Source organism: Candidatus Kuenenbacteria bacterium (genome assembly GCA_012797775.1).
Lineage (GTDB): Bacteria > Patescibacteriota > Patescibacteriia > UBA2196 > GWA2-42-15 > JAAZMX01.
In genome coordinates this window covers 40,090-60,339 of the sequence record JAAZOM010000023.1, presented here as the reverse complement: position 1 = coordinate 60,339, position 20,250 = coordinate 40,090, and the positions used below count along the sequence as shown (strand labels likewise).

Annotated in this window: 20 protein-coding genes and 1 tRNA gene; 2 read left to right on the top strand and 19 right to left on the bottom strand. The window is 40.8% G+C overall.

What is annotated here, in order from left to right:
- Nucleotides 1–125 precede the first annotated feature (125 nt).
- The 8 genes from tgt to GYA54_03475 form a co-directional block, all read right to left on the bottom strand.
- Complete coding sequence (tgt, locus tag GYA54_03510; GenBank protein ID NMC51767.1) at nt 126–1,283, bottom strand: tRNA guanosine(34) transglycosylase Tgt; 1,158 nt, start codon at nt 1,281–1,283, stop codon at nt 126–128.
- A gap of 229 nt (nt 1,284–1,512) precedes the next feature.
- On the bottom strand, nt 1,513–1,764 hold the full coding sequence (locus tag GYA54_03505) for a hypothetical protein (protein ID NMC51766.1): 252 nt from the start codon (nt 1,762–1,764) through the stop codon (nt 1,513–1,515).
- Nucleotides 1,765–1,779: 15 nt separating this feature from the next.
- A complete protein-coding gene (gene recO, locus GYA54_03500) occupies nt 1,780–2,367 on the bottom strand; it encodes a DNA repair protein RecO (protein NMC51765.1) in 588 nt (195 codons plus the stop codon).
- A gap of 108 nt (nt 2,368–2,475) precedes the next feature.
- Nucleotides 2,476–3,018: a CDP-archaeol synthase gene (locus tag GYA54_03495; protein NMC51764.1), complete on the bottom strand. Its 543-nt coding sequence runs from the start codon at nt 3,016–3,018 to the stop codon at nt 2,476–2,478.
- A 2-nt stretch (nt 3,019–3,020) separates the two neighbouring features.
- Complete coding sequence (locus GYA54_03490; protein ID NMC51763.1) at nt 3,021–3,305, bottom strand: hypothetical protein; 285 nt, start codon at nt 3,303–3,305, stop codon at nt 3,021–3,023.
- Nucleotides 3,306–3,325: 20 nt separating this feature from the next.
- Nucleotides 3,326–3,832 carry a hypothetical protein gene (locus GYA54_03485; GenBank protein ID NMC51762.1) on the bottom strand — a complete coding sequence of 169 codons (507 nt, stop codon included), beginning with the start codon at nt 3,830–3,832 and terminating at the stop codon, nt 3,326–3,328.
- Between the two features lie 14 nt (nt 3,833–3,846).
- Nucleotides 3,847–6,717 (bottom strand): isoleucine--tRNA ligase, encoded by a 2,871-nt coding sequence (locus tag GYA54_03480; protein ID NMC51761.1) that lies wholly within the window; start codon nt 6,715–6,717, stop codon nt 3,847–3,849.
- 97 nt (nt 6,718–6,814) lie between these two features.
- Nucleotides 6,815–7,153 carry a hypothetical protein gene (locus tag GYA54_03475; protein NMC51760.1) on the bottom strand — a complete coding sequence of 113 codons (339 nt, stop codon included), beginning with the start codon at nt 7,151–7,153 and terminating at the stop codon, nt 6,815–6,817.
- Between the two features lie 151 nt (nt 7,154–7,304).
- Between GYA54_03475 and GYA54_03470 the strand changes: the two genes are divergently transcribed.
- Entirely contained in the window at nt 7,305–8,480 is a 1,176-nt protein-coding gene (locus GYA54_03470; GenBank protein NMC51759.1) for a hypothetical protein, read from the top strand.
- 138 nt (nt 8,481–8,618) lie between these two features.
- Complete coding sequence (locus GYA54_03465; GenBank protein ID NMC51758.1) at nt 8,619–8,924, top strand: hypothetical protein; 306 nt, start codon at nt 8,619–8,621, stop codon at nt 8,922–8,924.
- A 176-nt stretch (nt 8,925–9,100) separates the two neighbouring features.
- On the opposite strand, the gene GYA54_03460 is transcribed toward GYA54_03465, so the two are convergent.
- From GYA54_03460 to thyA, 11 genes are all read right to left on the bottom strand, one after another.
- A tRNA-Glu gene (locus GYA54_03460) sits at nt 9,101–9,175 on the bottom strand.
- A 126-nt stretch (nt 9,176–9,301) separates the two neighbouring features.
- On the bottom strand, nt 9,302–10,570 hold the full coding sequence (locus tag GYA54_03455) for a UDP-N-acetylmuramoyl-tripeptide--D-alanyl-D-alanine ligase (GenBank protein NMC51757.1): 1,269 nt from the start codon (nt 10,568–10,570) through the stop codon (nt 9,302–9,304).
- 10 nt (nt 10,571–10,580) lie between these two features.
- Complete coding sequence (locus GYA54_03450; GenBank protein NMC51756.1) at nt 10,581–12,176, bottom strand: hypothetical protein; 1,596 nt, start codon at nt 12,174–12,176, stop codon at nt 10,581–10,583.
- A 25-nt stretch (nt 12,177–12,201) separates the two neighbouring features.
- Nucleotides 12,202–13,788: a glycosyltransferase gene (locus GYA54_03445; protein ID NMC51755.1), complete on the bottom strand. Its 1,587-nt coding sequence runs from the start codon at nt 13,786–13,788 to the stop codon at nt 12,202–12,204.
- Nucleotides 13,785–14,996 (bottom strand): glycosyltransferase family 4 protein, encoded by a 1,212-nt coding sequence (locus GYA54_03440; protein NMC51754.1) that lies wholly within the window; start codon nt 14,994–14,996, stop codon nt 13,785–13,787. Before GYA54_03440 ends, GYA54_03445 begins: the two co-directional genes overlap by 4 nt.
- Before the next feature lie 77 nt (nt 14,997–15,073).
- Nucleotides 15,074–15,871 carry a patatin family protein gene (locus GYA54_03435; GenBank protein ID NMC51753.1) on the bottom strand — a complete coding sequence of 266 codons (798 nt, stop codon included), beginning with the start codon at nt 15,869–15,871 and terminating at the stop codon, nt 15,074–15,076.
- Nucleotides 15,872–16,006: 135 nt separating this feature from the next.
- Nucleotides 16,007–17,152 (bottom strand): glycosyltransferase, encoded by a 1,146-nt coding sequence (locus GYA54_03430; protein ID NMC51752.1) that lies wholly within the window; start codon nt 17,150–17,152, stop codon nt 16,007–16,009.
- A gap of 49 nt (nt 17,153–17,201) precedes the next feature.
- On the bottom strand, nt 17,202–17,897 hold the full coding sequence (locus GYA54_03425; GenBank protein NMC51751.1) for a YdcF family protein: 696 nt from the start codon (nt 17,895–17,897) through the stop codon (nt 17,202–17,204).
- A 4-nt stretch (nt 17,898–17,901) separates the two neighbouring features.
- Entirely contained in the window at nt 17,902–18,672 is a 771-nt protein-coding gene (locus GYA54_03420) for an alpha/beta hydrolase (protein NMC51750.1), read from the bottom strand.
- A 1-nt stretch (nt 18,673) separates the two neighbouring features.
- Nucleotides 18,674–19,183 carry a dihydrofolate reductase gene (locus tag GYA54_03415; GenBank protein ID NMC51749.1) on the bottom strand — a complete coding sequence of 170 codons (510 nt, stop codon included), beginning with the start codon at nt 19,181–19,183 and terminating at the stop codon, nt 18,674–18,676.
- A gap of 191 nt (nt 19,184–19,374) precedes the next feature.
- A complete protein-coding gene (thyA, locus tag GYA54_03410; protein NMC51748.1) occupies nt 19,375–20,247 on the bottom strand; it encodes a thymidylate synthase in 873 nt (290 codons plus the stop codon).
- Nucleotides 20,248–20,250: the final 3 nt, after the last annotated feature.

The window sequence follows — 20,250 nt, the reverse complement described above, 5'->3', positions numbered from 1 at the left end:
GCCACCTTAATGGCTGGTACTTCGAGGACAAACAGGTCTATGATCTGACTTATTTGTCTATTGGTTAATTTGCTGTTTGGTATTAACTTGCTTGCCATGTTATCAGCATAAATGTTTATGCTGTTCTAGACAAGCTCCTTATTTTTTGTTTGATTTATCAATTTAACATAGAAAGCTAAATTGTGCAAGGTGGCTAGACGCAAAGCTAGAGGTTCACCGGCTTTAAACAGATGATGTAAATAGCCGGCGCTATAATTTTGACACAACTCGCAAGTACAACTTTTATCCAATGGTTTGGTGTCTTTTTTATATTTTGAATTGAGAATGTTTATAACATTATAAAAATTGCCCAAAAGTTTATTATTTTTAAAGGTATATAGCCGGCCGTGTCGCGCTTCGCGCGTGGGGATGACACAATCAAACATATCTACTCCCCTTTTGATGGCTTCAATAATATTTTCTGGTTTACCCACACCCATGAGGTAGCGCGGCTTGTTAACTGGCAGTTCGGGAATAGTATAATCTAAAACCTGATACATTGTTTTATTGTCTTCGCCCACAGCCAAACCGCCAATAGCCAGGCCGTCAAAATCAAGCCCAGATAAAAATTTGGCAGAGTTTAATCTTAAGTCTTTATAGGTTGACCCTTGGATAATGCCAAACAAAAGATTTTTATTTTTTTGATCTTTGCTAATTGTGTTTTGCGTTCTGCGGTGATATTCCAGCGCTCTCTTGGCCCAATCGTGAGTCAGCTTTAGATCAATTTCGGCTTGCTTTTTGGCACAGGGATGAGGTGAGCAGACATCAAGGACCATTTTTATGTCTGAGCCGATGGCATCTTGGATCTGCTGAACACTCTCTGGGGTAAATAAATGTTTGGAGCCATCGAGGAAAGAACGAAATTCTACACCAGCCTTGTTTATTTTAACAAGGGAAGAATAGGGACCACGCAATCCTTCACTCCGCTCAGGATAAACTTTATTACTCAAACTAAAAACCTGGTAACCGCCACTATCGGTCAGAATCGGGCCGTTCCAACCCATAAATTTATGCAGTCCGCCAAATTTTTTCAAAACATCCAAACCGGGTTGTAAATAAAGATGATAAGTATTGGAAAGGATAATACTCGCCCCGATATTTTTGAGATCTTCCGGGGTCAGCGCTTTGACCGAGCCCTTGGTAGCGATGGGCATAAAAAAAGGCGTCTCAATGTCTCCATGAGGCGTTTTCAAAAGGCCCAAGCGGGCACGGGATTTTTTTGATTGTTTTAAAACTTTAAACATAAATATCTAATTTTAATCTAACTGTTTTTGAAATAAAAAGCAAATAAAAAAGCACCCACCCCCCAGTGAGTGCTGTACTGAGCAGATTTCAATCTGCCCAGACCGCTTTCTCCAGCGCCTTCAGACATTCATCCGCTTGTCTGACGGCGATGACCGCAGCGGCCACGACCAAGGTGGCTACAACAAGTGAAAAAATTTTCTTTTTACTCACAATACCTCCTTTTTGAGATTATGATTCTTTGGAGCCAAAAGCTAGCTCCGTCTCCGGGATTTCTCGTTCCCGATCATCTAAATATCGAGGGTGCTCGCGCTTCAGATGAGCGACTTGCCCATCGATGTCGCTTTTGCGTAAACAAAAATCACAGCAAGGGCACTTGACTGTGTTGAAGAAGATTCCTTCCAGCGCGGCCGTCGCGGACGGATCTTCGCTCAACAACACACTCGAGTTGCACCCGAGACGCCGCCCTCTCCTTTTAGTCATAACGCCTCCTACCTTTTAGGTCACATTCCCTACTTCACTATTTAATATTTTTTCCAAATCTTTTATTTTTGTTTTGATATTTTTGTTTTCATAAATATCTCGGATATTATTTTTGATAATAAACTTAATTTCCTCTTTGGGGCTACCTACTTTTTCAGCCGGATTCAGACCGAGCAACGCCAAGAGTTTAAAACCAGCGCTTAATTTGGCGATTTCATAATCCTCCTCTTTTTTGTCCAAAAAGTCAAGATACTTTACAGCCAACTCAAAAATGCGCTCATCTTTATGATTGTCTAGGGTCAACTGGTCTAATAATTTTAAAAATGAGATGGCGACGACGGTCCTGGCTAGATCGGCTTTGATTTTTTGATAACCTTTTTGCAAGGAAGCACCCGTCAGCTGATCAATTGATTTGCCAGAAGCAATATTTAATAAAACCAAAGAAACCGGCTCCAGATGGCCGGCCAATTTACTCAAGATTTTTTTGCCGCCGCGAGCGACGATGGTGAGCTTGCCGCGTTCGCGTGAATAAACCGTAACTAGCAAATCGTCATCACGAAAATCTTGGCGCTTGAGAACAATAGCAGTGAGGTTGTAATACACAAAAACAATTTTTAATTTCTAATTTTTAATTTCAAAACAATGTCCTAATTATTCAATTCAAAAATTAAGACATTATAAAATTGTTTGAAAATTATAAATTGAAAATTGTTAAATTATCGTCTTGTCTACTCTAAAAATATAACCAATAACTTTGAATAATAAGTGAAATAATAAACCCAAGCCGATGGCGGTGATAATTGTATAACTGGAAACACTGACAAAAGGCCAGCTCAAAAGAGTGCCGCCGACTACCCAGTCTAGCTGGTCAAAAGGGAACCATGGCCGGCCAGGGGGAATATTGATTTGGCGCTTGAAAAAACTTTTGAGAGCGTCGCCCAAAAGCGCGCCCAGCCCCATAATAAATCCAATGAGAATACTTGAATCACTATAGTTAATAAGACTAATATTGTTGATGGCTGGGCAAGTATTATATAAATATATTTGAAAAATAAAAAACAAAAAAGCGGCTGATACCCCAAAAATAAAGCCGCGGATTGTTTTGTGGCCACCAAAAATTCTTTTGCCTCTAAATTCCTTATTAAAATCCAAGGGATAAATCCATTGGGGCAAGATGTGCCGTGAAAGTGAGGCAAAAATATTGGCGATACCAACTGGCAAAAAGAGCCAAATCAATTGTGATACCAAAACCATAATTAGTTTTCTTCTTGGCTGGCCTCGTCAAGTAGTTCCCGATAATGTTTATCCAAAAAAGATTTGATTTTTTCCGGGTCTTGGGTAGCAAAAACTTCTGACTTGGCCTTAAAATACTGGTTGATGCGCGCGAGATTCTCCGGGTTGTTTTCAGCCAAAAAAATCAAATAATCAGCGGCTTGGTCATTCAGTTTGGCTACCGCCTCAATAAGCTTTTCCTTGTCTGACGACTCAATGCCCGCATGGTTTTGGATAATATTTTTGAGTTGTTCTATTTTTCCTGACATATATTTAAAATTAGTTATTTTTATTTATCCCCGCCAATGTCTCCTATGTTTTCTTCTCCGGTAATAGCATTGGTGAATTTGCGATCAGCTCGCAAGCGAGCATAATCAGCCTCTCCTAGCGGGCGAAACCCTGATACCCCACCAGAAGGTGGCGATGGACCTTTGGGCATTCTTTCTACTGCTTTCAATTCTTTCGGTGCAAGATCGCTCGGAGCGGAGGTTTCGGCGGGCGAATTTTTACGCATAGCCTCGAGCTCGGCCAAAATACCATAGGGGTCGGCTTCGGCGCCCAATCCTTCGTCAACGGCCGTGAAAAACATTAGACCCCCCAAACTCAAGCTTAAGCTTTCTCTAAATTTAGAAAAAGCACTGGCTGATAAAGATTTTATAATTTCCCTATTCGCCGCCAAAAAGTCACTGATTTTTTCCTTTGCTAGGGTGACAAATTCTCTTCGACCAAAAGAAGCTGCCTCTTCGGCTTCGCCCTCTGGTATACCTCTACCAAATTCTCTACCTAAAATTTTCATATACAAATATTAATTTATATTTTTTCTATTTTTAATCCTATTTCTAGGTCATTAATTTTAAATGTTTCCAGCTGTTCACTTGATTTCTCCAGACTGTCGGCTAGGGTGCTTTTCTTTAATTCTTCACTATATTTTTCCAAAACCTTATTCAATAATTGATTGTGGTTAGAATAATTAATTTTTACTCTATCGCCGATGGTCAGCTTCATGTCTTTGCGGATATTATTGATGGTTCGCACGAGCTCGCGTACTATCCCCTCTTCTTTCAACTCATCGGTAATAGTAGTGTCTAGTTCTACGGCCAACTCTCCCTCGCCATCAATTTGTTCAACTTTTTTGACATTTAATTCATCTTTGATTAAATCCAAATATTCTTTTTCAATCTTGAGTTTTGTTGATTGAGTTTTGAGTTTTGCCAATGGTTGGCGAATTTTAATACCAGCTTCAGCGCGTTTGGCTAGACCCATCTCAACCACTTGACGAACAGAAGCCATCTGGTCCAAAACTTTTTGATCAATCAATTTTTCATTAGCTATTGGCCAAGTTTCCAAGTGCACAGATTCTTTGTCTCCTTTCAATTCTTGGTAAAGGTGCTCGGCAATAAAGGGCGTAACCGGAGCCATGAGCTTGGACAATGTCAAAAGTACATAGCGTAAAGTGTCTAGCGCGTCATTTTTGTCAGTTTCGTTTTCACCCTTGAAACGCTCGCGTGAGCGGCGCAGATACCAAGTAGAGAGCTCATCAATAAACTCACCTAGCGGCCGGCTGGCGCGAACCAGATCATATTCATCATAAGCTTTGGCAATATCACGCTTGAGGGTTTCTAATTTAGCTACGATCCAGCGATCTAAAATATTTTTTAATTCTTCTTTTTTATGTTCTTGTATTTTTGTATTATTGCTTTCCTGCTTGGCGTACATCTGATAGAAAGAAAAGACGTTTAGGAGAATCATGATAACTTTTTTCACCACCTCATCAACCCCACGCTCTGAAAAACAAAGGTCGTCGGCCTTCATCACCGGCGCCGTAGCGAGATAATAACGCACAGCATCGGCACCATATTTTTCCATTACCTCCATGGGGTCGGGGTAGTTGCGCAATTTCTTGCTCATTTTCTTGCCGTCCTCAGCCAAAACAATGCCATTGACGATCACATTTCTGAAAGCATTGGTTTCCTTGAGGGCGTTGGCGAGAATGTGCATATAATAAAACCAAGCGCGTGTCTGGTCGGCTCCCTCGGCGATAAACTGGGCTGGGAAATTGGCTTCGAATTGTTCCTTGTTCTCAAAGGGATAATGGAGTTGGGCGTAAGGCATGGAGCCAGATTCAAACCAACAATCCAAAACATCGGGGATGCGTTTCATAATACCACCACAAGAGCAAGGAAATTTAATTTGATCCATGATGTGTTTGTGAAGATCTTCAATGTGCTCCCCGCTCAATTCTTCAAGTTCTCTGATGCTACCCATGACTTTTTTGTCGCTACACTTCTCACAAACCCAGATCGGTATAACCGACCCCCAGAAACGCTGACGGGAAATAGACCAGTCTTTGGCACCTTCCAGCCAATTACCAAAACGTCCTTCTTTGATATGTGCTGGCGTCCAGTTGATATTTTTGGCGGTTTCCAAGGCTTGTGGTTTTATTTTGGTGACATCTACAAAATATGAGCTAGTGGCATAGTTTAAAAGAGGTGAATCACAGCGCCAGCAATGAGGATAAGAGTGGATAAAATTTTCCGTGGTAAAAACCAAGCCCTTATTGGCAAGAAAATCAACTATTTTTTGGTCAGTGCTGGTATGATCATTTTTGGGTTTAACCTCCAAGCCATAAAGGTCTTTAACCTCTGGCCTGAGAGTGCCGTCATAAGCAACATGCTGGATAAAGGGCAACTTTTTATCTCGGCCGAGATTCATATCGTCCTCGCCAAAAGCTGGAGCAATGTGGACAACGCCAGTGCCGTCTTCGACAGTCACAAAGTCAGCCGATTGAATGGTATAAAGATTTTCTTTGTTTTCTAAATTAGTATTCTGGTAGTAGTTAAAGAGGGGCTGATATTTTAGACCAACTAATTCCTCGGCCTTAACTTCATTTAAAACTTTATATTCCCGACCGGAAAATATTTTTTCCAGATTGTTTTTGGCCAAAATATATTTGGCGCCTTCGGATTCGACTCTAATATAATCAACGTGTTCGCCAATGGCCAAAGCGACATTGCCCGGTAAAGTCCAGGGTGTAGTAGTCCAGGCGAGAACAAAGGTGCCCGGCTCGTTTACTAACTCAAATTTGGCCACAACAGAGACATCTTCAATATCTTTATACCCCTCGGTGATTTCTGACTGCGAAAGGGTGGTCTCACAACGAGGGCAGATATGCATGGATTTATAGCTTTCATAAATATAACCCTTGTCCCACAATTCTTTAAAAACCCACCAGATAGATTCCATATAATCTTTATCCATAGTCTTGTAGTCGTTGTCCATATCCACCCAGCGGCCAAGTCTTTCAATCACCTTGCGCCACTCATCAGCATAGACCAAAACCTTGCTACGACAAGATTCGTTGAATTTGTCGACGCCGATTTCTTCAATTTCTTTTTTGCGCTTGATGCCCATTTCTGCTTCCACGATATTTTCGATCGGCAGGCCATGGCAGTCCCAGCCCCAGCGACGTTCTACCCTAAAGCCCCTCATCGTCCAGTAGCGCGGCACCACATCCTTCATAATACTAGCCACAATATGACCATAGTGAGGGGTGCCGGTAGCAAAGGGCGGGCCATCATAAAAAACATAGTCCGGTGCTTTTTTGTCCACCGATTTTTCAAAAATTTTGTGTTCAGCCCAAAATTTTAAGATTTCTCTTTCTTTATCAGGTATGTTAAACATAGTGAGTTTATTGTATAAAATTCGGGCAATTTTGGCAAATAAAAAAGCGCAACCTTTGGTAGCTTGGTTGCGCTGAAGCGATCGGCGTCTGGAGGGGTCAGTCTGCCGCGATCAGGGCGATGGATTGACGCTCAGTCGTGGGGTGGGTATAGACCCAGTCAACTTCGACTTCCCGGCCGAGCAGGCTATTATCGAGAAAGACGACAATGCCGCTGACGATTTGCCGCTGCAAAGCCGGCGAGTAATGACCGTCTTTCGCTGTGGCGAAACGATAGCCCGAACCAACCTTGACCAGCCGGGCGATGTGCGGCCTGACTAGCGTATTGTCTCCCTCCTTGGGGACGGCTCTGGCTTGCTCGATGTGGATATCTGACGGGACGGTGAAAGCAATCCCCTGTTCCAATTTTTTAAACAACGGCGGGACTCCCTTTGCCATACTGGCCTCCACGGTTTGTTTTTTGTTTGCCGCAATTGTTTATTTTGGTTTTTGCGGATAGAAATCACTTTAGCAAAAAACTGGATTTTTGTCTAGGGAAAGCACAAAATTGACCAGTTTGAAGATTTGCATTATAATAAAAAATACTAATATGAAGCCCAAAATAATACTACTTATTCTGTTGGTAATAATAATCGCTGGAGCGGCGATGTTTTTTAATATTGATAAAGCCGGGGCGCAAGAAAAATTGCCGGTTTATTTTTTCTGGGGTGATGGCTGTCCGCATTGCCACGAGGAACAGATTTTTTGGGAGACAATAAAAGACAATTATCCAGAGATTGACTGGATCTCGTATGAAACATGGAAAAATACTGATAACCAGGCTCTGCTTTTGAAAATGACCCGCGAAAGAACAGGTAAAGCTTTTGGCAGTGTACCAGTGACGATCATCGGAGAAAAAATAATCTATGGCTTTGGCAATGAAAATACGACCGGCCAACAGATCATAAAAGCGCTGGATATCTATACTGGCAGGACTACTGCGGAAATGCCAGGCCAAAAGACAAAAGAAAATAAATACCATCTACCGCTCATCGGTGAGGTAGATATTCAAAAACTATCACTGCCTGTCTTGACAATAGTGCTTGGCGCAGTAGACGGATTTAATCCCTGCTCGATGTGGGCACTTTTGGTTTTGATCACCCTGCTCATAAATTCCGGCAGTAAGAAAAAAATGTGGCTGGTGGGCTGGACATACATCATTGCTTCTTCAATATCTTATTTCCTGTTTTTAACAGCCTGGCTGAATACTTTTCTCGTCATCGGCTATATCGTCGCCATTAGAATAATTATTGGCATACTGGCAATCGGGGTGGGGATTTATTTTTTCCGCGATTATCTAAAAAATCGCAAAAAAAACGACTTGACTTGTGAAGTGACTTCCACAGAGACAAAAAGTAAAATCATCAGCCGGCTGGAAAAAATTTTACAAAAAGAAAAAACTCTGGGTATCATCGCGGGTATTACACTCATCGCCTTTAGCATCAATCTGATAGAGCTCTTGTGCTCAGCCGGCATCCCGGCGGTCTATACGCAGATCCTCTCACAAAATAATATCTCCTCTGGCGGGCGCTATCTGTATCTTTTGATATACGACTTTTTCTACATGCTCGACGATATCGTGGTGCTTTTGATTGCCGGCTTTAGCTGGAAGCTGTTTGTGGGCAATAAAAAATACGCCAAATACTCACATCTGATCGGCGGACTGCTCTTATTCATTTTGGGGGCGATAATGATCTTTAGCCCGAATTTATTGATGGTGAAGTAAGCAAGAATAAATAATAAACAAAAAACCACCCTGCTGGGTGGTTTTTGACAAGACCAAAAAGATATTATACCCTTAAATAATTATAAAAACAAAGGAAAACAACAACAAGAAACAGGGTTCGCAACAAAGGAGGGTGTGATGAAACTAAAATTAAGGCAAGTAATCCGCGCCATGGTTGTGGGGATCAAGAATATAACCGACCAGAAAGTAGGCACTAATGACCTCTTCAGGAGAATAAAGGCCGGGCAAATAACCGTCGGCGACTTAGAAGATGAGTTTGAGCTCGACTCCCTGGATGTCATCGAGCTTGAAATGTTCATTGAGAAAACATTACCCGGGGTTGATTTTATAAATCAGGGGTTGGCCGGAATCCTAAAAGATAACCCGGGAATGACCCTCAGGGTAGTAGCGGAAAAAATTGTCGCCGTATTTAGCGACAAATAAGCGCGCCAAAAAACTACTAGTCAAAAGCCGCCACGGTAATGTGAGCGGCTTTATTTTTGACAAAATAAAAAACCTCTCCGAGGTCACTTCTATTCTTTGACTGTTGATTGCCAGATCCCCTGCAAACGCAAAACGATTCAAGAGAAATGGGTGCAATTAAAAATTAAAATGTGTATTGGTACCGCTACGGGGAATCGAACCCCGATTACCAGGATGAGAACCTGGCGTCCTAACCGTTAGACGATAGCGGCTTGAGTTAATTTTCAATTACTGAATTTTCAATTTTCAATGAATGTTACAATTTCTTAATGTCTCAATTAATTGAAGAATTGGAGTATTGAAAATTGTTTGAAAATTGAAAATTAAAAATTTCAGAATTATCTTCTCTCCCACTCTTCACCCTGACGAACAAGCAACTCTGCTGCCCGCTCTGGCTCGGCCATGATTTCCTTGACAATTTTCTCCATGCGACTACCCTGCGAACCCTTGATTAAAAGCAAATCCCCTTCTCCTATTTTGTCTTGTATAAATTTACCAGCTTCACTAGATTTGTCAAAAGTATAAATGCGGTCTTCGTTCATGCCATATTCTTTGGCTGAGGCGGCGAGGTGACGTGAATTTTCTCCCACAGCTACCAGATAATCAAGTCCGAGACGGGCGACCTCTTCACCTATTTCTTTATGCGCGCTTTCGGTATGACTGCCGAGCTCTAACATGTCCCCCAATACGGCAAATTTATGGCCGGCACACCGAAGGTGTGACAAGACCTCCAGACCAGCTTTGACTGACAAGGGGGAAGAGTTGTAGGTATCATCAATAATTTTGGTGTTTTTTATACCGGGTATAATTTTTAGACGGCCAGATGGGGATTGATAATTTTTCAGGCACAGGCTGATCTCTACTAGGTTCAAACCACGAGCTAGACCTACCGCAGCTCCGGCCAAAACAGCATAAAGAGCTGGACGACCAAGAATGTTTTCCAGACTGACTGGAACGAAAGAACCCCGATAACCCAGCTTGAAATTAAGCGAATATTTTTCTTTATCTAGGATAATGTCGGCAGCGAGCAGATCAGCGCCGGGGCTCAGTCCAAAGGTGATAGTTTTGGCCTTGGCGCTGTTTTTGGAATTTAGAGCCAGAGGATCGTCGCTATTGATAATGGCCCAGCCAGATTTATCGATTGCGGCAATAAGTTTGTTTTTTTCTTTAAAAACATTTTCCACACTTTTAAAAAATTCCAGATGGGTCGGACCGACAGCGGTAATCACGCCGATTTTTGGCCTAGCCAAATTAACAAGGTATTCGATATCACCTGGGTGGTCGGCGGCCATTTCCAAGATTAATATTTGTGGATAATTTCTGTCGCGAGCAACAATCAAGGACAAGGCTTTTAGAAAAACAACGAGCCAGCCAAAAAGAGAACGGCCGGGATTTTTGGTGTTGATAATAGTAAGGGGGACGCCAATCTCGGTATTATAATTTTTGGGGCTGGAGCGAACAATAAAACTCGGTGACAAAACCACTTCGACGGCCAGCTTGGCTGAAGTCTTACCCACACTACCGGTAATGCCAATAATTTCTGGCTGATATTTTTTTAAAATCAGGCGACAAAAAAATTTTAAAATAAATTGAATTATTTTTTTCATAAAAAAACGATTAGAGCATCTCGTCGCGTTTTTCTTTTATGAAGATAACCAAATCCTCAAAAATGCGTACGAATATCTTGAAGGGAGCTTCAATAATAAAATCCAAAATGAAGATGAAAACATTTATCTTTGAGGAATGCATGGCGATCCAGCGGCCCACGCGTAAGATCGGGACAAAAAGGAAAGCAGTGATCACCGTGAGGAAGCGCTCTTTTTGTTCCAAGATAATTAATTCTGAAGCGTTGCGACGAATCCTTAGGGAGAAAAAACTAACCATAGTAAGAAATAGCAAAAATATCAAAATGCTTGGGACGCTAAAATGAAGCTGCACCAACCCATAAATAATAGCCCCAAAAGAAATAATATACATTATGAAATAAAGGGTGTTGAGGAGGATATTGGCAAAACCACGTTTGGGGCGATTTATCCTGACACGCAATTCGCTCCCACCGCCGTAAACAACGGACTCAACTTCTTTGACTATTCTTTCTGTATTTTTTTTGCCTGGTGTTCTGATGCTTATGCCAATGGCGGCCATCAAAAGGGGTGGAAAGGAGGCGTTGATTATGAGCGGCAGCCAGCGCAATTCCTTTAAAATAAAATAATCAAAGGGAAACTCCAAAACGATGCCAAAAATAATTTTAGTACAGAAGATATAAATAACAGAACGAACAATTGAGCGTCTCACCTTGCCGCTGATGTGGCTATAATTAGCACGGCAGGTCTGTTCGACCTTGTCTATTAATTTTTCTTTTTTGGCAAAAATAGAAAGATAGTTGTCTGGGTTGTTTTTAACAATGTCTTGCAAAATCCAAAAAATAACAGTGTACTTTTTAAAGGAGCGGATTAATCTTTCGTTTAGTGGGTTGTTGATGTTTTCACGAATAATACCCGAGGTACGCTTTACGTCGTGGGCCAGCTTCTCGGCTTCGGCCAATTCTAGATTGTGCCAATCGGGAAAATAATATTTAAAAAGAAAATAATTGACAGTCATCTCGTCGGCCTTGAGCAGAGATTTTAAAATGGCGATATAAATTTGAATATTTTTGCCCTCTTCGTCTAGATTTAATTTTCCATCAAAAACCAAATTTTGCTTGATGGCTCTTTCGGTCACCTCAACTAAAATTTTTTCTTCATCGCTCGGGACAAGCGTCTCCTCTACTTCACAAGCGGCCAGACTTATCAGCCAATCAAAAAAACCCCTCATCTCTTTGGGTGGGTACTCGCTGTCAACGATGATATTATAGGCAATAATATATCTATTAATAAGGTGGCTGACCTTCTCTACCATGTTCTCAGACACAGTATTGTTGGCAAGATACCTGGCCCGGATCAACTCTTCAATTAGCGGCCTGGCAATGTCTGAACCCTTGTGGCCTGGGTTGGCTATTCTCCTGAGAATGCGGGCGGTAGCGTGTCGACGCAAAAGATGATCATCGCGATAATCAACAGTATTTCTAATCTTCTCATAAATAAAGGCGAGCTTACTGGCCGCATCGCTCACGCTAATCTTGGGGCCATGATAGTCTGACTTTCCTTTTTCTTCGATAATATCTTTGTAATTTAAAAGCCAATTTTCTACGGCATTGGATATATTGGCGGGCATAAAATTTTTACAATAATTTATTAATTTAATTAAGTATTTTTAATGTTTCTCGCATCATGCTGTCAAAACTGAAGACGTCTAACTTGGATAGTGGGTTGGCGGATAGGCGCAAACGGAGTCTTTCGTTTCCCCAAATTTTTTCAATCGCTTTTATCCACTCCGAGGCATTATTATACTCTACCAAAAGACCATTATAATCATCTTGAATAAGCTCGGGGTTGCCGCCAATATCACTTACAATTATGGGCAAATTATAATACATGGCGTCCAGGATGGCGTGTGACAACCCCTCATAGCCGGAGTTGAGTAAAAAAATAGACGAGGCCAGATAGTGTATAGCCAGATCTTCTTGCCGGAGATTGCCCAAGAAAAAAACTTTGTCTTTTATTTTTAATGCCTCAACTATTTTTTTTAGCCTATCCTCTTCTGGACCTCTACCCGCTATCAATAGTTTGAATTTGGGGTTTAGTTTTAATAATTCTGGCATTATCTTGATGAGCATCTCCATGCCTTTCCAGGGCAAGAGGCGAGCTACGGTAATAATAAGATCACCAAAAATTTTTATCTTCTCTTGGGCTTCAGCCTTTGATAGCGTACCAAGATTTTTCAGGGCGACAGAGTTGTAGATAACTTTTACGTTGCTCTCGTCAGCCCCCCAACCCAAAACAATTTTTTTTAGATAGTCCGATGGGACAATAACTGCTGTGGCGTGCCTAACCACCAAACGTTCGATATTATTTAGGGTTTTTATTTTTTGTTTGAAGAAATAATTTTTTGAGCACATATCCGCTTTTTTCTGCCAATCATCAATGCCAGAGACGGTGACGTGGGCCAGTCTCGCTTGCTCCCAAGCATAATCGCCTACCACTTTGACAACTAGTTTTTTGCCCAAAAGCTTGCTAACCATAAGGGCGGGCCAACCAGAAGCAACCGGCCCCTGCGCATAAATAACTTTAGCATGAATAGAGCGCGAAAACAACCTCAAAAAGTAAATAAAATACTTGATAGGAATGGGTAACCAGCCATTGATCCTAATAAGAAATTTTTCCAAGTCTCCATTATTTTTTTTGTTTTTAAGGTATGAATAATAGAGTACAACAAAGTTGATATGATGAGCTAAAAAATATTCGGCCAAACGATAGGTATAAGTAGCGGGACCGCCGATTTCCGGTGGGAATATTTCGCCAGCCAGCACGATGTCGACGGCATCGGCCTTGAAAACAAACTTCTTGCCAGCCCAATAATTCCAAATTAAAACTAGGCCAGCGGCCAAAATCTTGGCGAGCATATACCAGAGGCCAACAAATTCCACAAAGATATAGAGGGTCAGATTGTTGAGCAGGAGACCAATAACTTGAATGATAAGGAAGGACAAAAATTGCTGGCCAATTTTGCGTTCTGAATTTTTAAAGGTCCAATATTTCTGAATAGTATAGTTGACCATGGCCGTAACCACAAAAGAGAGAGTGGCCGAATAGAGATACCAGAGCCTCACATATTCAGTCAAAATATACAAAAGAGATAAGTCTACCAAAAAAGCAAAACCACCACCAATACAGTATCTGATGAAACGAGAATTTTTATTAATTAATTTTTTGATTATTTGAATCATGTATTAATTAGAGAATTAAATATAGCTTTCATCTGGTCAGAGACTGAATCCCAGCTATATTTTTCCGCCACCATTTTTTGAGCGCCAACAACAACTCGCTCAACTTCAGCCTGGTTGCGCTCATCTAAAATATATTTTATTTTTTCTGCAATACTCTCTGGTTTTTTTACTTGGCACAGCCAGCCTGTCTCTCCTTCTTTGAGAAAATCAATAATACCGCCGACCGGAGTGGCCACCACCGGTAGTCCAGCAGCCATGGCTTGGACAAAAACATTGCCGAAACCCTCGGTCAAAGAAGGGCGCACAAAAACATCGGCGACTTGGTAATAATCTTCGATCTTTTCATAAGGTACAGTGCCTAGAAAAATTATTTTATCTTGAACACCCAGCTGAGTAGCCAATTGTTTTAATTGTTTTTCTAGGGGACCGGAACCAAGGATAAACAAAGTAACTGGTAACTTGTAACTAGTAACTAGTAAGTGGAATGACTTTATCAGGTCAGCGACACCATTTTTGACGACGAGACGAGAGTCAGTGAGAATAATCTTATCTTCTGGCTTAATACTTAGTTCTTCTTTAATTTTTAATTTTGAATTTTGCTCGCCTGCTCGCCTCGCGTTGAAGCGGGCCGGCGCGGTAGGAGTTTTAAATTTTTCTAAATCCACCCCATTTGGCACGATGCTAATTTCTTTTTTATACCCATATTTTCTGGCGCGATTGGCGAGCCAGCTACTGATAACTTGGATATGATCAGAGCGGGTGTAAACCATTTTATAAAGCGGCCACCAAAACCAAGTCCGCAACCTGATAAACCAATCTGAATCACCACTCTGCATGGTGAGCAGATATTTTATTTTTGGGAAACGAAATTTAAAAAACAGAGCGGCAATACCACCCCAGGTTTCCAGCATGGCCCAGATTAAATTGTAATTATATTGGGAGTGTAGTTTGTGCGCCAGCGAATAAGCACGCAGCGGATATAAATATTTATCTAACTTGCCCCCATGACCAAGCCTTCTGATATGAATATTGCCTATTTTTTCTTCTGATGCTAAATCTGGGCTAATTTTAGCCGTAATTAGATGAAATTCAAAATTTTCTAGATGGTCAGTAATTTCTTTCAGGGCAATTTCTGCCCCGCCGATAAAGGGTAAATAAGTAAGAGAAAAAACTAAAACTTTGGTAGTTTTTTGTGAGGGAATATCCATATTTTAATTATCCTTTATTTGGGAATTAATGTCAAAAATACGCCCCGATAGATATCGGGGCGTATTTAATAATAAAATTATAGCAGAGATTTTATTTTTTCTAGGGCCTGAACAGTTGATTTTTCACCGGCAGAAATAATATCTTTGGCCTCCATAAATTGAATCCAATTATACTTATCAACGGCTGGGCTAATAACGATGCTAGCTCCAACACAACAATAGTTGGCTAGCTTTCTTTGCATAATGCGTACGGCACTGTAAAGGTTGTTGGATAATTTTTTACTACCTTTGTCTGGATGTAAATAACTACCACCCCTTTCTTCCAGATTCACAGCAATAATAATATCAGCGCCCATTTTTTTGACAGCCTCAACCGGTACGGGGTTGACTGCGCCGCCATCAATAAAAAATTGCCCGTTGATTTCCGCCGGCGACAAGACACCAGGAAAAGAAAGGCTGGCGCGGATAGCATCAGCCAAGCTGCCGGTCCGGAAAGTAACTGGTTCGCCATTTTCCATATTGGTAGCCACGGCAGCAAAAGGAATTTTTAAATCAGAAAATTCTTTAGCACACTCTAGCTCCGATTGAATAAAATTTTTGATTTTTTCGCCGGCCACTAGACCACCGGAAAAAATAGATAAATCACTGGTTAGCTTGATATACCTTTTCCAGTCGGTGGCCAAAAAAGAGTCTTCAATTAATTTAATATTCTTGTGGCTGGCATAAACACCACCAATGATCGCCCCCATGCTGGTGCCGGCGATAAAATCAATAGGAATATTATTTTGTTCCAAAACTTTGATCACGCCGATGTGGGCGAGGCCGCGGGCGCCGCCAGAACCGAGAGCCAGACCAATTTTTTTATTATCTACCATATTATATTAAAAGTTATTCACCAGGGGACCATTAATTAGATTACTGCAATTTTTTGAACACCAGGATATTGAATATTAAATATTTAATATTCAATATTTAATATCTTCATCAAAAATAAATTGTTAGGCTGGCTTCTACTCCCCCGTTTTCTTATATAGTTGGTTAAGTTTTTCAACATGTTCATCCCAATTATACTTTGCTTTGACTTGGTTCAAACCGGCAGCAGAAAATTGCTGACGCAGATTTTCATTGGATAAAATTATTTTAAGCTTTTCAGCCAAATCGTCAATATCGCCAGGCTTTGCTAATAAACCTGCCTCACCCACCACACTCCTGACGCCGGGCAAGTCGGAAGCGATAACTGGTTTGCCAAAACTCTCGGCTTCGGCCAAAACCAGTCCAAAAGCCTCGGCTTTGGTGATTGACGGCAGGACAACTACGTCAGAAAGATAATAATAACAAGGTAAATCTTCATCAGAAACACGACCGGCAAAATAAACACGATCGGAAATTTTTAATTCTTCTGCTTGCTTTTCGTAAGTGAAACGGAGATCACCGTCGCCAATAATTAGCAACTTGTAACTTGTAACCTGTAACTTGTAAAATGCTTTTAGTAAAATATCAACACCTTTGAAATAATGAGCGCGATCCAGATTGCCGACAAATAAAATATTTTTTTCTCCACCCTGCCAATGAATTTGCTGTTTTACTTTTTCCAATCTCTCGCGGCTTATTTGATCTGGCGAGTGGCTGATCCCAAAAGGAATTTCTACAAATTTATCTTGGTATTTATGGTAAATATTTTTTATCTTGGAATGCCTGACATAATCTAGTGAAGCCGAGCAAACCTGCTTGGCTATTTTGAATAAACTGCGGCGAATCAACCATGATTTAAAACTTAATAATTTCAAAAACCAATTATCGAAGCTGGCATCCATGTGGTAAGTAATAACTAATTTGGCTTTAATTAAACCCAATTTTTTACCCAGCCACAAAACTTCCTGCACGCCAAAAAATGGATAATGTAATTGAATAACATCAAAGTCTTTTAGCTTTTTAATAATCTGTGGACAAAAACCGCCATTACCCAGGCGTAATAAGGGATTTAAATATTCTATTTTAAAATTAATAGTTTGAGGGTCTAATTTTTCTTTTTGATCCAAAGTAAAAACCGTCACCTCGTGGCCCATTTCGGCCAGGCGTTTTACCTGCTCATATGCGACATTGCCCATGCCGCCACGGTAGGGGGGAAATTTACAGATTAGGTGAGCAATTTTCATAAATCTACGAATTTACTAATCTCTTACTAATTTACAGATAAAGGAACGATTACTTTTTATTTTTTCTTTGCCGACTATATTTAATAATTTTAATAGTCTCGTTAAAAAATAATTTTAAATTTGCTAATTTTAAAAACCAGAAAAAGCGTGGCCATTCACTCGTTTCGGCTGAATAACTAATAAGCTTAAAATTGGTTGGCGCGAAAGCTTTAAAAGTAAGATAAGCGCGTTTTTGATGAAAAGGAGCAGTTAAAAGAATCGCGCTTTGCCAGCCTTTTGATTGACATAATTCAAAAACAGCGAGGGCTTCTTCTTTGGTATTTAAAGACCAAGGGCACAAAAAAGTGTTTTCCATAGGAATACCGGCCGATAATGCTCTATCACGCATACCAATAGCGCCCAGATTAAAATCACCATTCTTGATTATTAATTCGGCGTAAGCTGGAGTAACTCTCCCTTCAGTGACAGCTTTATTTATATAATTTATTTCTTCTGGTCCAATCGGTTTATAGTCGCCATTTACCTTAAACGCAAAAAATGAAGTAAAAATAATATTTTTAGTATAACCAGCCGTGAATATTTTTTGAACGGCTTTGATTTTGTCTTCAGCGAATTTTATACGGCCACGCGTGCCAGATAAACAAATAAGGCAATCGGCTTTGGTTAGCTTTGAACGACAAGCTAGCCAGTCACCGGCAAGGATGAGGATCAACCAAAGGATTAAAATGGCGAGGAGATAATACATGTTTCTAAATCTTTTTAACCCACTGATCAAAAATTTCTTTCAGCTCTTTAAGGTGTTTGGGATCCTTGAATGTGTGTGGCGCACAGGGAATAATATGAAATTCCTTGGGGCAATTGAGGGCGTCGTATAATATTTTCTGATGCTCCAACGGGGTGCTGTCATCTTGATCGCCGACGGCCATTAAAACTGGCATTGTTAGCTTATTTGCCTCTGGCAATAAATCATATTTAGCCCGATCGACCATATGAGACCATTTTAGTCTTTTTATCAGGCCAGGTTGCGAGGAGCTCTCGGTGACTCGCCAGCCTGTTTTCTGCCATTCATCTATTGTTTCTTTGTATTTCTGGGTCGCACAACTAAGTTCATATGATACAACGGTTGATATGGGAGCCAGTCCTTTGATTCTTGCTGGATATTTTTCAGCATAAAGGGCGATACTGATGCCGCCCAAGCTGTGGCCGACTAAAACAAATGGTTCTATATAACAAGTTTGTGAACTAGACCAGTTAATAACGTCTTCCAGATCTTGATAATAATTGGTAATAGTCGCGTCTTCATAGTTGCCATCGCTTTCACCGAAAGTATTGGTGGTATCAAATCTAACTACGATATAACCAGCATCTTGGAAACTCTGGGCAAATGTCATTATGTGTGGTTGTTCTTTGCGGCCTCCAAGTCCATGCATGATAAAAGCTAGGCCCTTGGGATTTTCCGGTTGGTCGATAAGAACAGCGAGTTTTTGATTTTTGCGATTTTGGATAAAAATCTTTTCCATACTATTTAGCAACTTTATATCTGACTTGTATCACATTTTTGTACAAATTTCTGACTTCTAATAATTCCAACTCCAAATCAACATCCGCGTCTTTGAAGAGCGAGAGGCCCTCGCCAAAAATTTTTGGCTCAATAGTCAGCCAGATTTCATCGATTAAATTTTCTTTGAGAAACAAACCATTGATCGTGGCGCCGCCGCCGAGAATAACTTTCTCAAAACCACGGGCAGATAAATCAGCCAGCAATTCTTGGGGTGCTAAATTGGTATATTCCAAAGAGCCGGCAATATTTTTGCTGGTGTCCGGATTTTTGTCCAAAACAATATTTAGCCGGCCGGGCAAAGGCTTGCCAATAGTTTCATAGGTCGTTTTACCCATGATAATCACGCCGGCATTTTTGGTTTCCTCGACAAATATTTTTTTGTCAGCTTGGGAAGTCCAGTCGGCCAGCTGGGTGGAATGTTTGGCGATCTTACCATCGAGGGTGATGGCCATCATTAAGACCAATTTCATAATTTTTTAATTTTTAATTTTTAAATAAATCTTAATTTTAAAACTCAATCAACAAAACTCAGAATAGCAATTATTTATTTGAATATTGATGCTTGAAATTTATTTTGTGCTTTGAATTTGGAGCTTGATGCTTATTTGGAAATTGCATCTTGCCCGCCTGCCGGCGAGGTAGGGGCCTTGATTATTATCCCCTACACAGCAATATCAAATTTTATCGTCGGGTAACTCTCATAGCCAATAACTTCAGTGTCAGTATATTGCCAGTCAAAAATTGATTGAAAATTGTTGGTTTTAATGGTCGGTAATGGATACTTTTGTGGATCGCGGGATAATTGTTCTTTCGCTCCAGCAAGATGATTTTGATAAATATGCACATCAGCCAGAAAGCCGACCAACTTGCCTTCTTTTAAATTGGCTTCTTTCGCGAGCAAGTGTAAAAGCAGGGCGTAACTGGCAATATTGAAAGGCAATCCGAGCATCGTGTCCACTGAACGCTGGTTCCAGAGTAGATTTAATTTACCATCGATAACCGTAACTTGAAAACCATAGTGACAATACGGCGGCACGGCTTTATTTATATCCAAAGGATTCCAAGCTAAAACTAACATCCGCCGGCTAGTAGGATCGGTTTTTAGGGTATCAACCATTTTTTTGAGTTGATCAACGCCTTGCCCAGTATAATCGGTGTCGTAAGTTTTGTACTCAGCGCCGAAATGCCGCCACTCCCAACCGTAAATTGTACCCAGGTCGCGCTCGGCCAACATTTTATTTTTGGTTTCTTCATCATGACCATAAGGAATTTTTAAGGGTGTGCACCATTCATCCCAAATATGATTATTCCTGTCTTGCAGCCACTTTTTGTCAGTAATGCCTTTGATAAAAAATTCCAATTCGCTCGCGACCAAGCGAAAAGGTACTTTTTTGGTAGTAAGCAAGGGAAAGCCCAGACTCATGTCGTGCTCAAACATGGCACCAGCAATGGAGACGGCAGAAATACCAGTGCGGTTTTCCTTCAATTTTCCTTCGGTAATAATTTTTTGAACAATATCTAAGTACGTGCGCATAAT

What these genes read in the sequence shown, in the direction of transcription:
- tgt (NMC51767.1), bottom strand. Translation starts at nt 1,283, where the DNA reads ATGTTTAAAGTTTTAAAACAATCAAAAAAATCCCGTGCCCGCTTGGGC.
- GYA54_03505 (NMC51766.1), bottom strand. Translation starts at nt 1,764, where the DNA reads ATGACTAAAAGGAGAGGGCGGCGTCTCGGGTGCAACTCGAGTGTGTTG.
- GYA54_03495 (NMC51764.1), bottom strand. Translation starts at nt 3,018, where the DNA reads ATGGTTTTGGTATCACAATTGATTTGGCTCTTTTTGCCAGTTGGTATC.
- GYA54_03490 (NMC51763.1), bottom strand. Translation starts at nt 3,305, where the DNA reads ATGTCAGGAAAAATAGAACAACTCAAAAATATTATCCAAAACCATGCG.
- GYA54_03485 (NMC51762.1), bottom strand. Translation starts at nt 3,832, where the DNA reads ATGAAAATTTTAGGTAGAGAATTTGGTAGAGGTATACCAGAGGGCGAA.
- GYA54_03480 (NMC51761.1), bottom strand. Translation starts at nt 6,717, where the DNA reads ATGTTTAACATACCTGATAAAGAAAGAGAAATCTTAAAATTTTGGGCT.
- GYA54_03475 (NMC51760.1), bottom strand. Translation starts at nt 7,153, where the DNA reads ATGGCAAAGGGAGTCCCGCCGTTGTTTAAAAAATTGGAACAGGGGATT.
- GYA54_03470 (NMC51759.1), top strand. Translation starts at nt 7,305, where the DNA reads ATGAAGCCCAAAATAATACTACTTATTCTGTTGGTAATAATAATCGCT.
- GYA54_03465 (NMC51758.1), top strand. Translation starts at nt 8,619, where the DNA reads ATGAAACTAAAATTAAGGCAAGTAATCCGCGCCATGGTTGTGGGGATC.
- GYA54_03455 (NMC51757.1), bottom strand. Translation starts at nt 10,570, where the DNA reads ATGAAAAAAATAATTCAATTTATTTTAAAATTTTTTTGTCGCCTGATT.
- GYA54_03450 (NMC51756.1), bottom strand. Translation starts at nt 12,176, where the DNA reads ATGCCCGCCAATATATCCAATGCCGTAGAAAATTGGCTTTTAAATTAC.
- GYA54_03445 (NMC51755.1), bottom strand. Translation starts at nt 13,788, where the DNA reads ATGATTCAAATAATCAAAAAATTAATTAATAAAAATTCTCGTTTCATC.
- GYA54_03440 (NMC51754.1), bottom strand. Translation starts at nt 14,996, where the DNA reads ATGGATATTCCCTCACAAAAAACTACCAAAGTTTTAGTTTTTTCTCTT.
- GYA54_03435 (NMC51753.1), bottom strand. Translation starts at nt 15,871, where the DNA reads ATGGTAGATAATAAAAAAATTGGTCTGGCTCTCGGTTCTGGCGGCGCC.
- GYA54_03430 (NMC51752.1), bottom strand. Translation starts at nt 17,152, where the DNA reads ATGAAAATTGCTCACCTAATCTGTAAATTTCCCCCCTACCGTGGCGGC.
- GYA54_03425 (NMC51751.1), bottom strand. Translation starts at nt 17,897, where the DNA reads ATGTATTATCTCCTCGCCATTTTAATCCTTTGGTTGATCCTCATCCTT.
- GYA54_03420 (NMC51750.1), bottom strand. Translation starts at nt 18,672, where the DNA reads ATGGAAAAGATTTTTATCCAAAATCGCAAAAATCAAAAACTCGCTGTT.
- GYA54_03415 (NMC51749.1), bottom strand. Translation starts at nt 19,183, where the DNA reads ATGAAATTGGTCTTAATGATGGCCATCACCCTCGATGGTAAGATCGCC.
- thyA (NMC51748.1), bottom strand. Translation starts at nt 20,247, where the DNA reads ATGCGCACGTACTTAGATATTGTTCAAAAAATTATTACCGAAGGAAAA.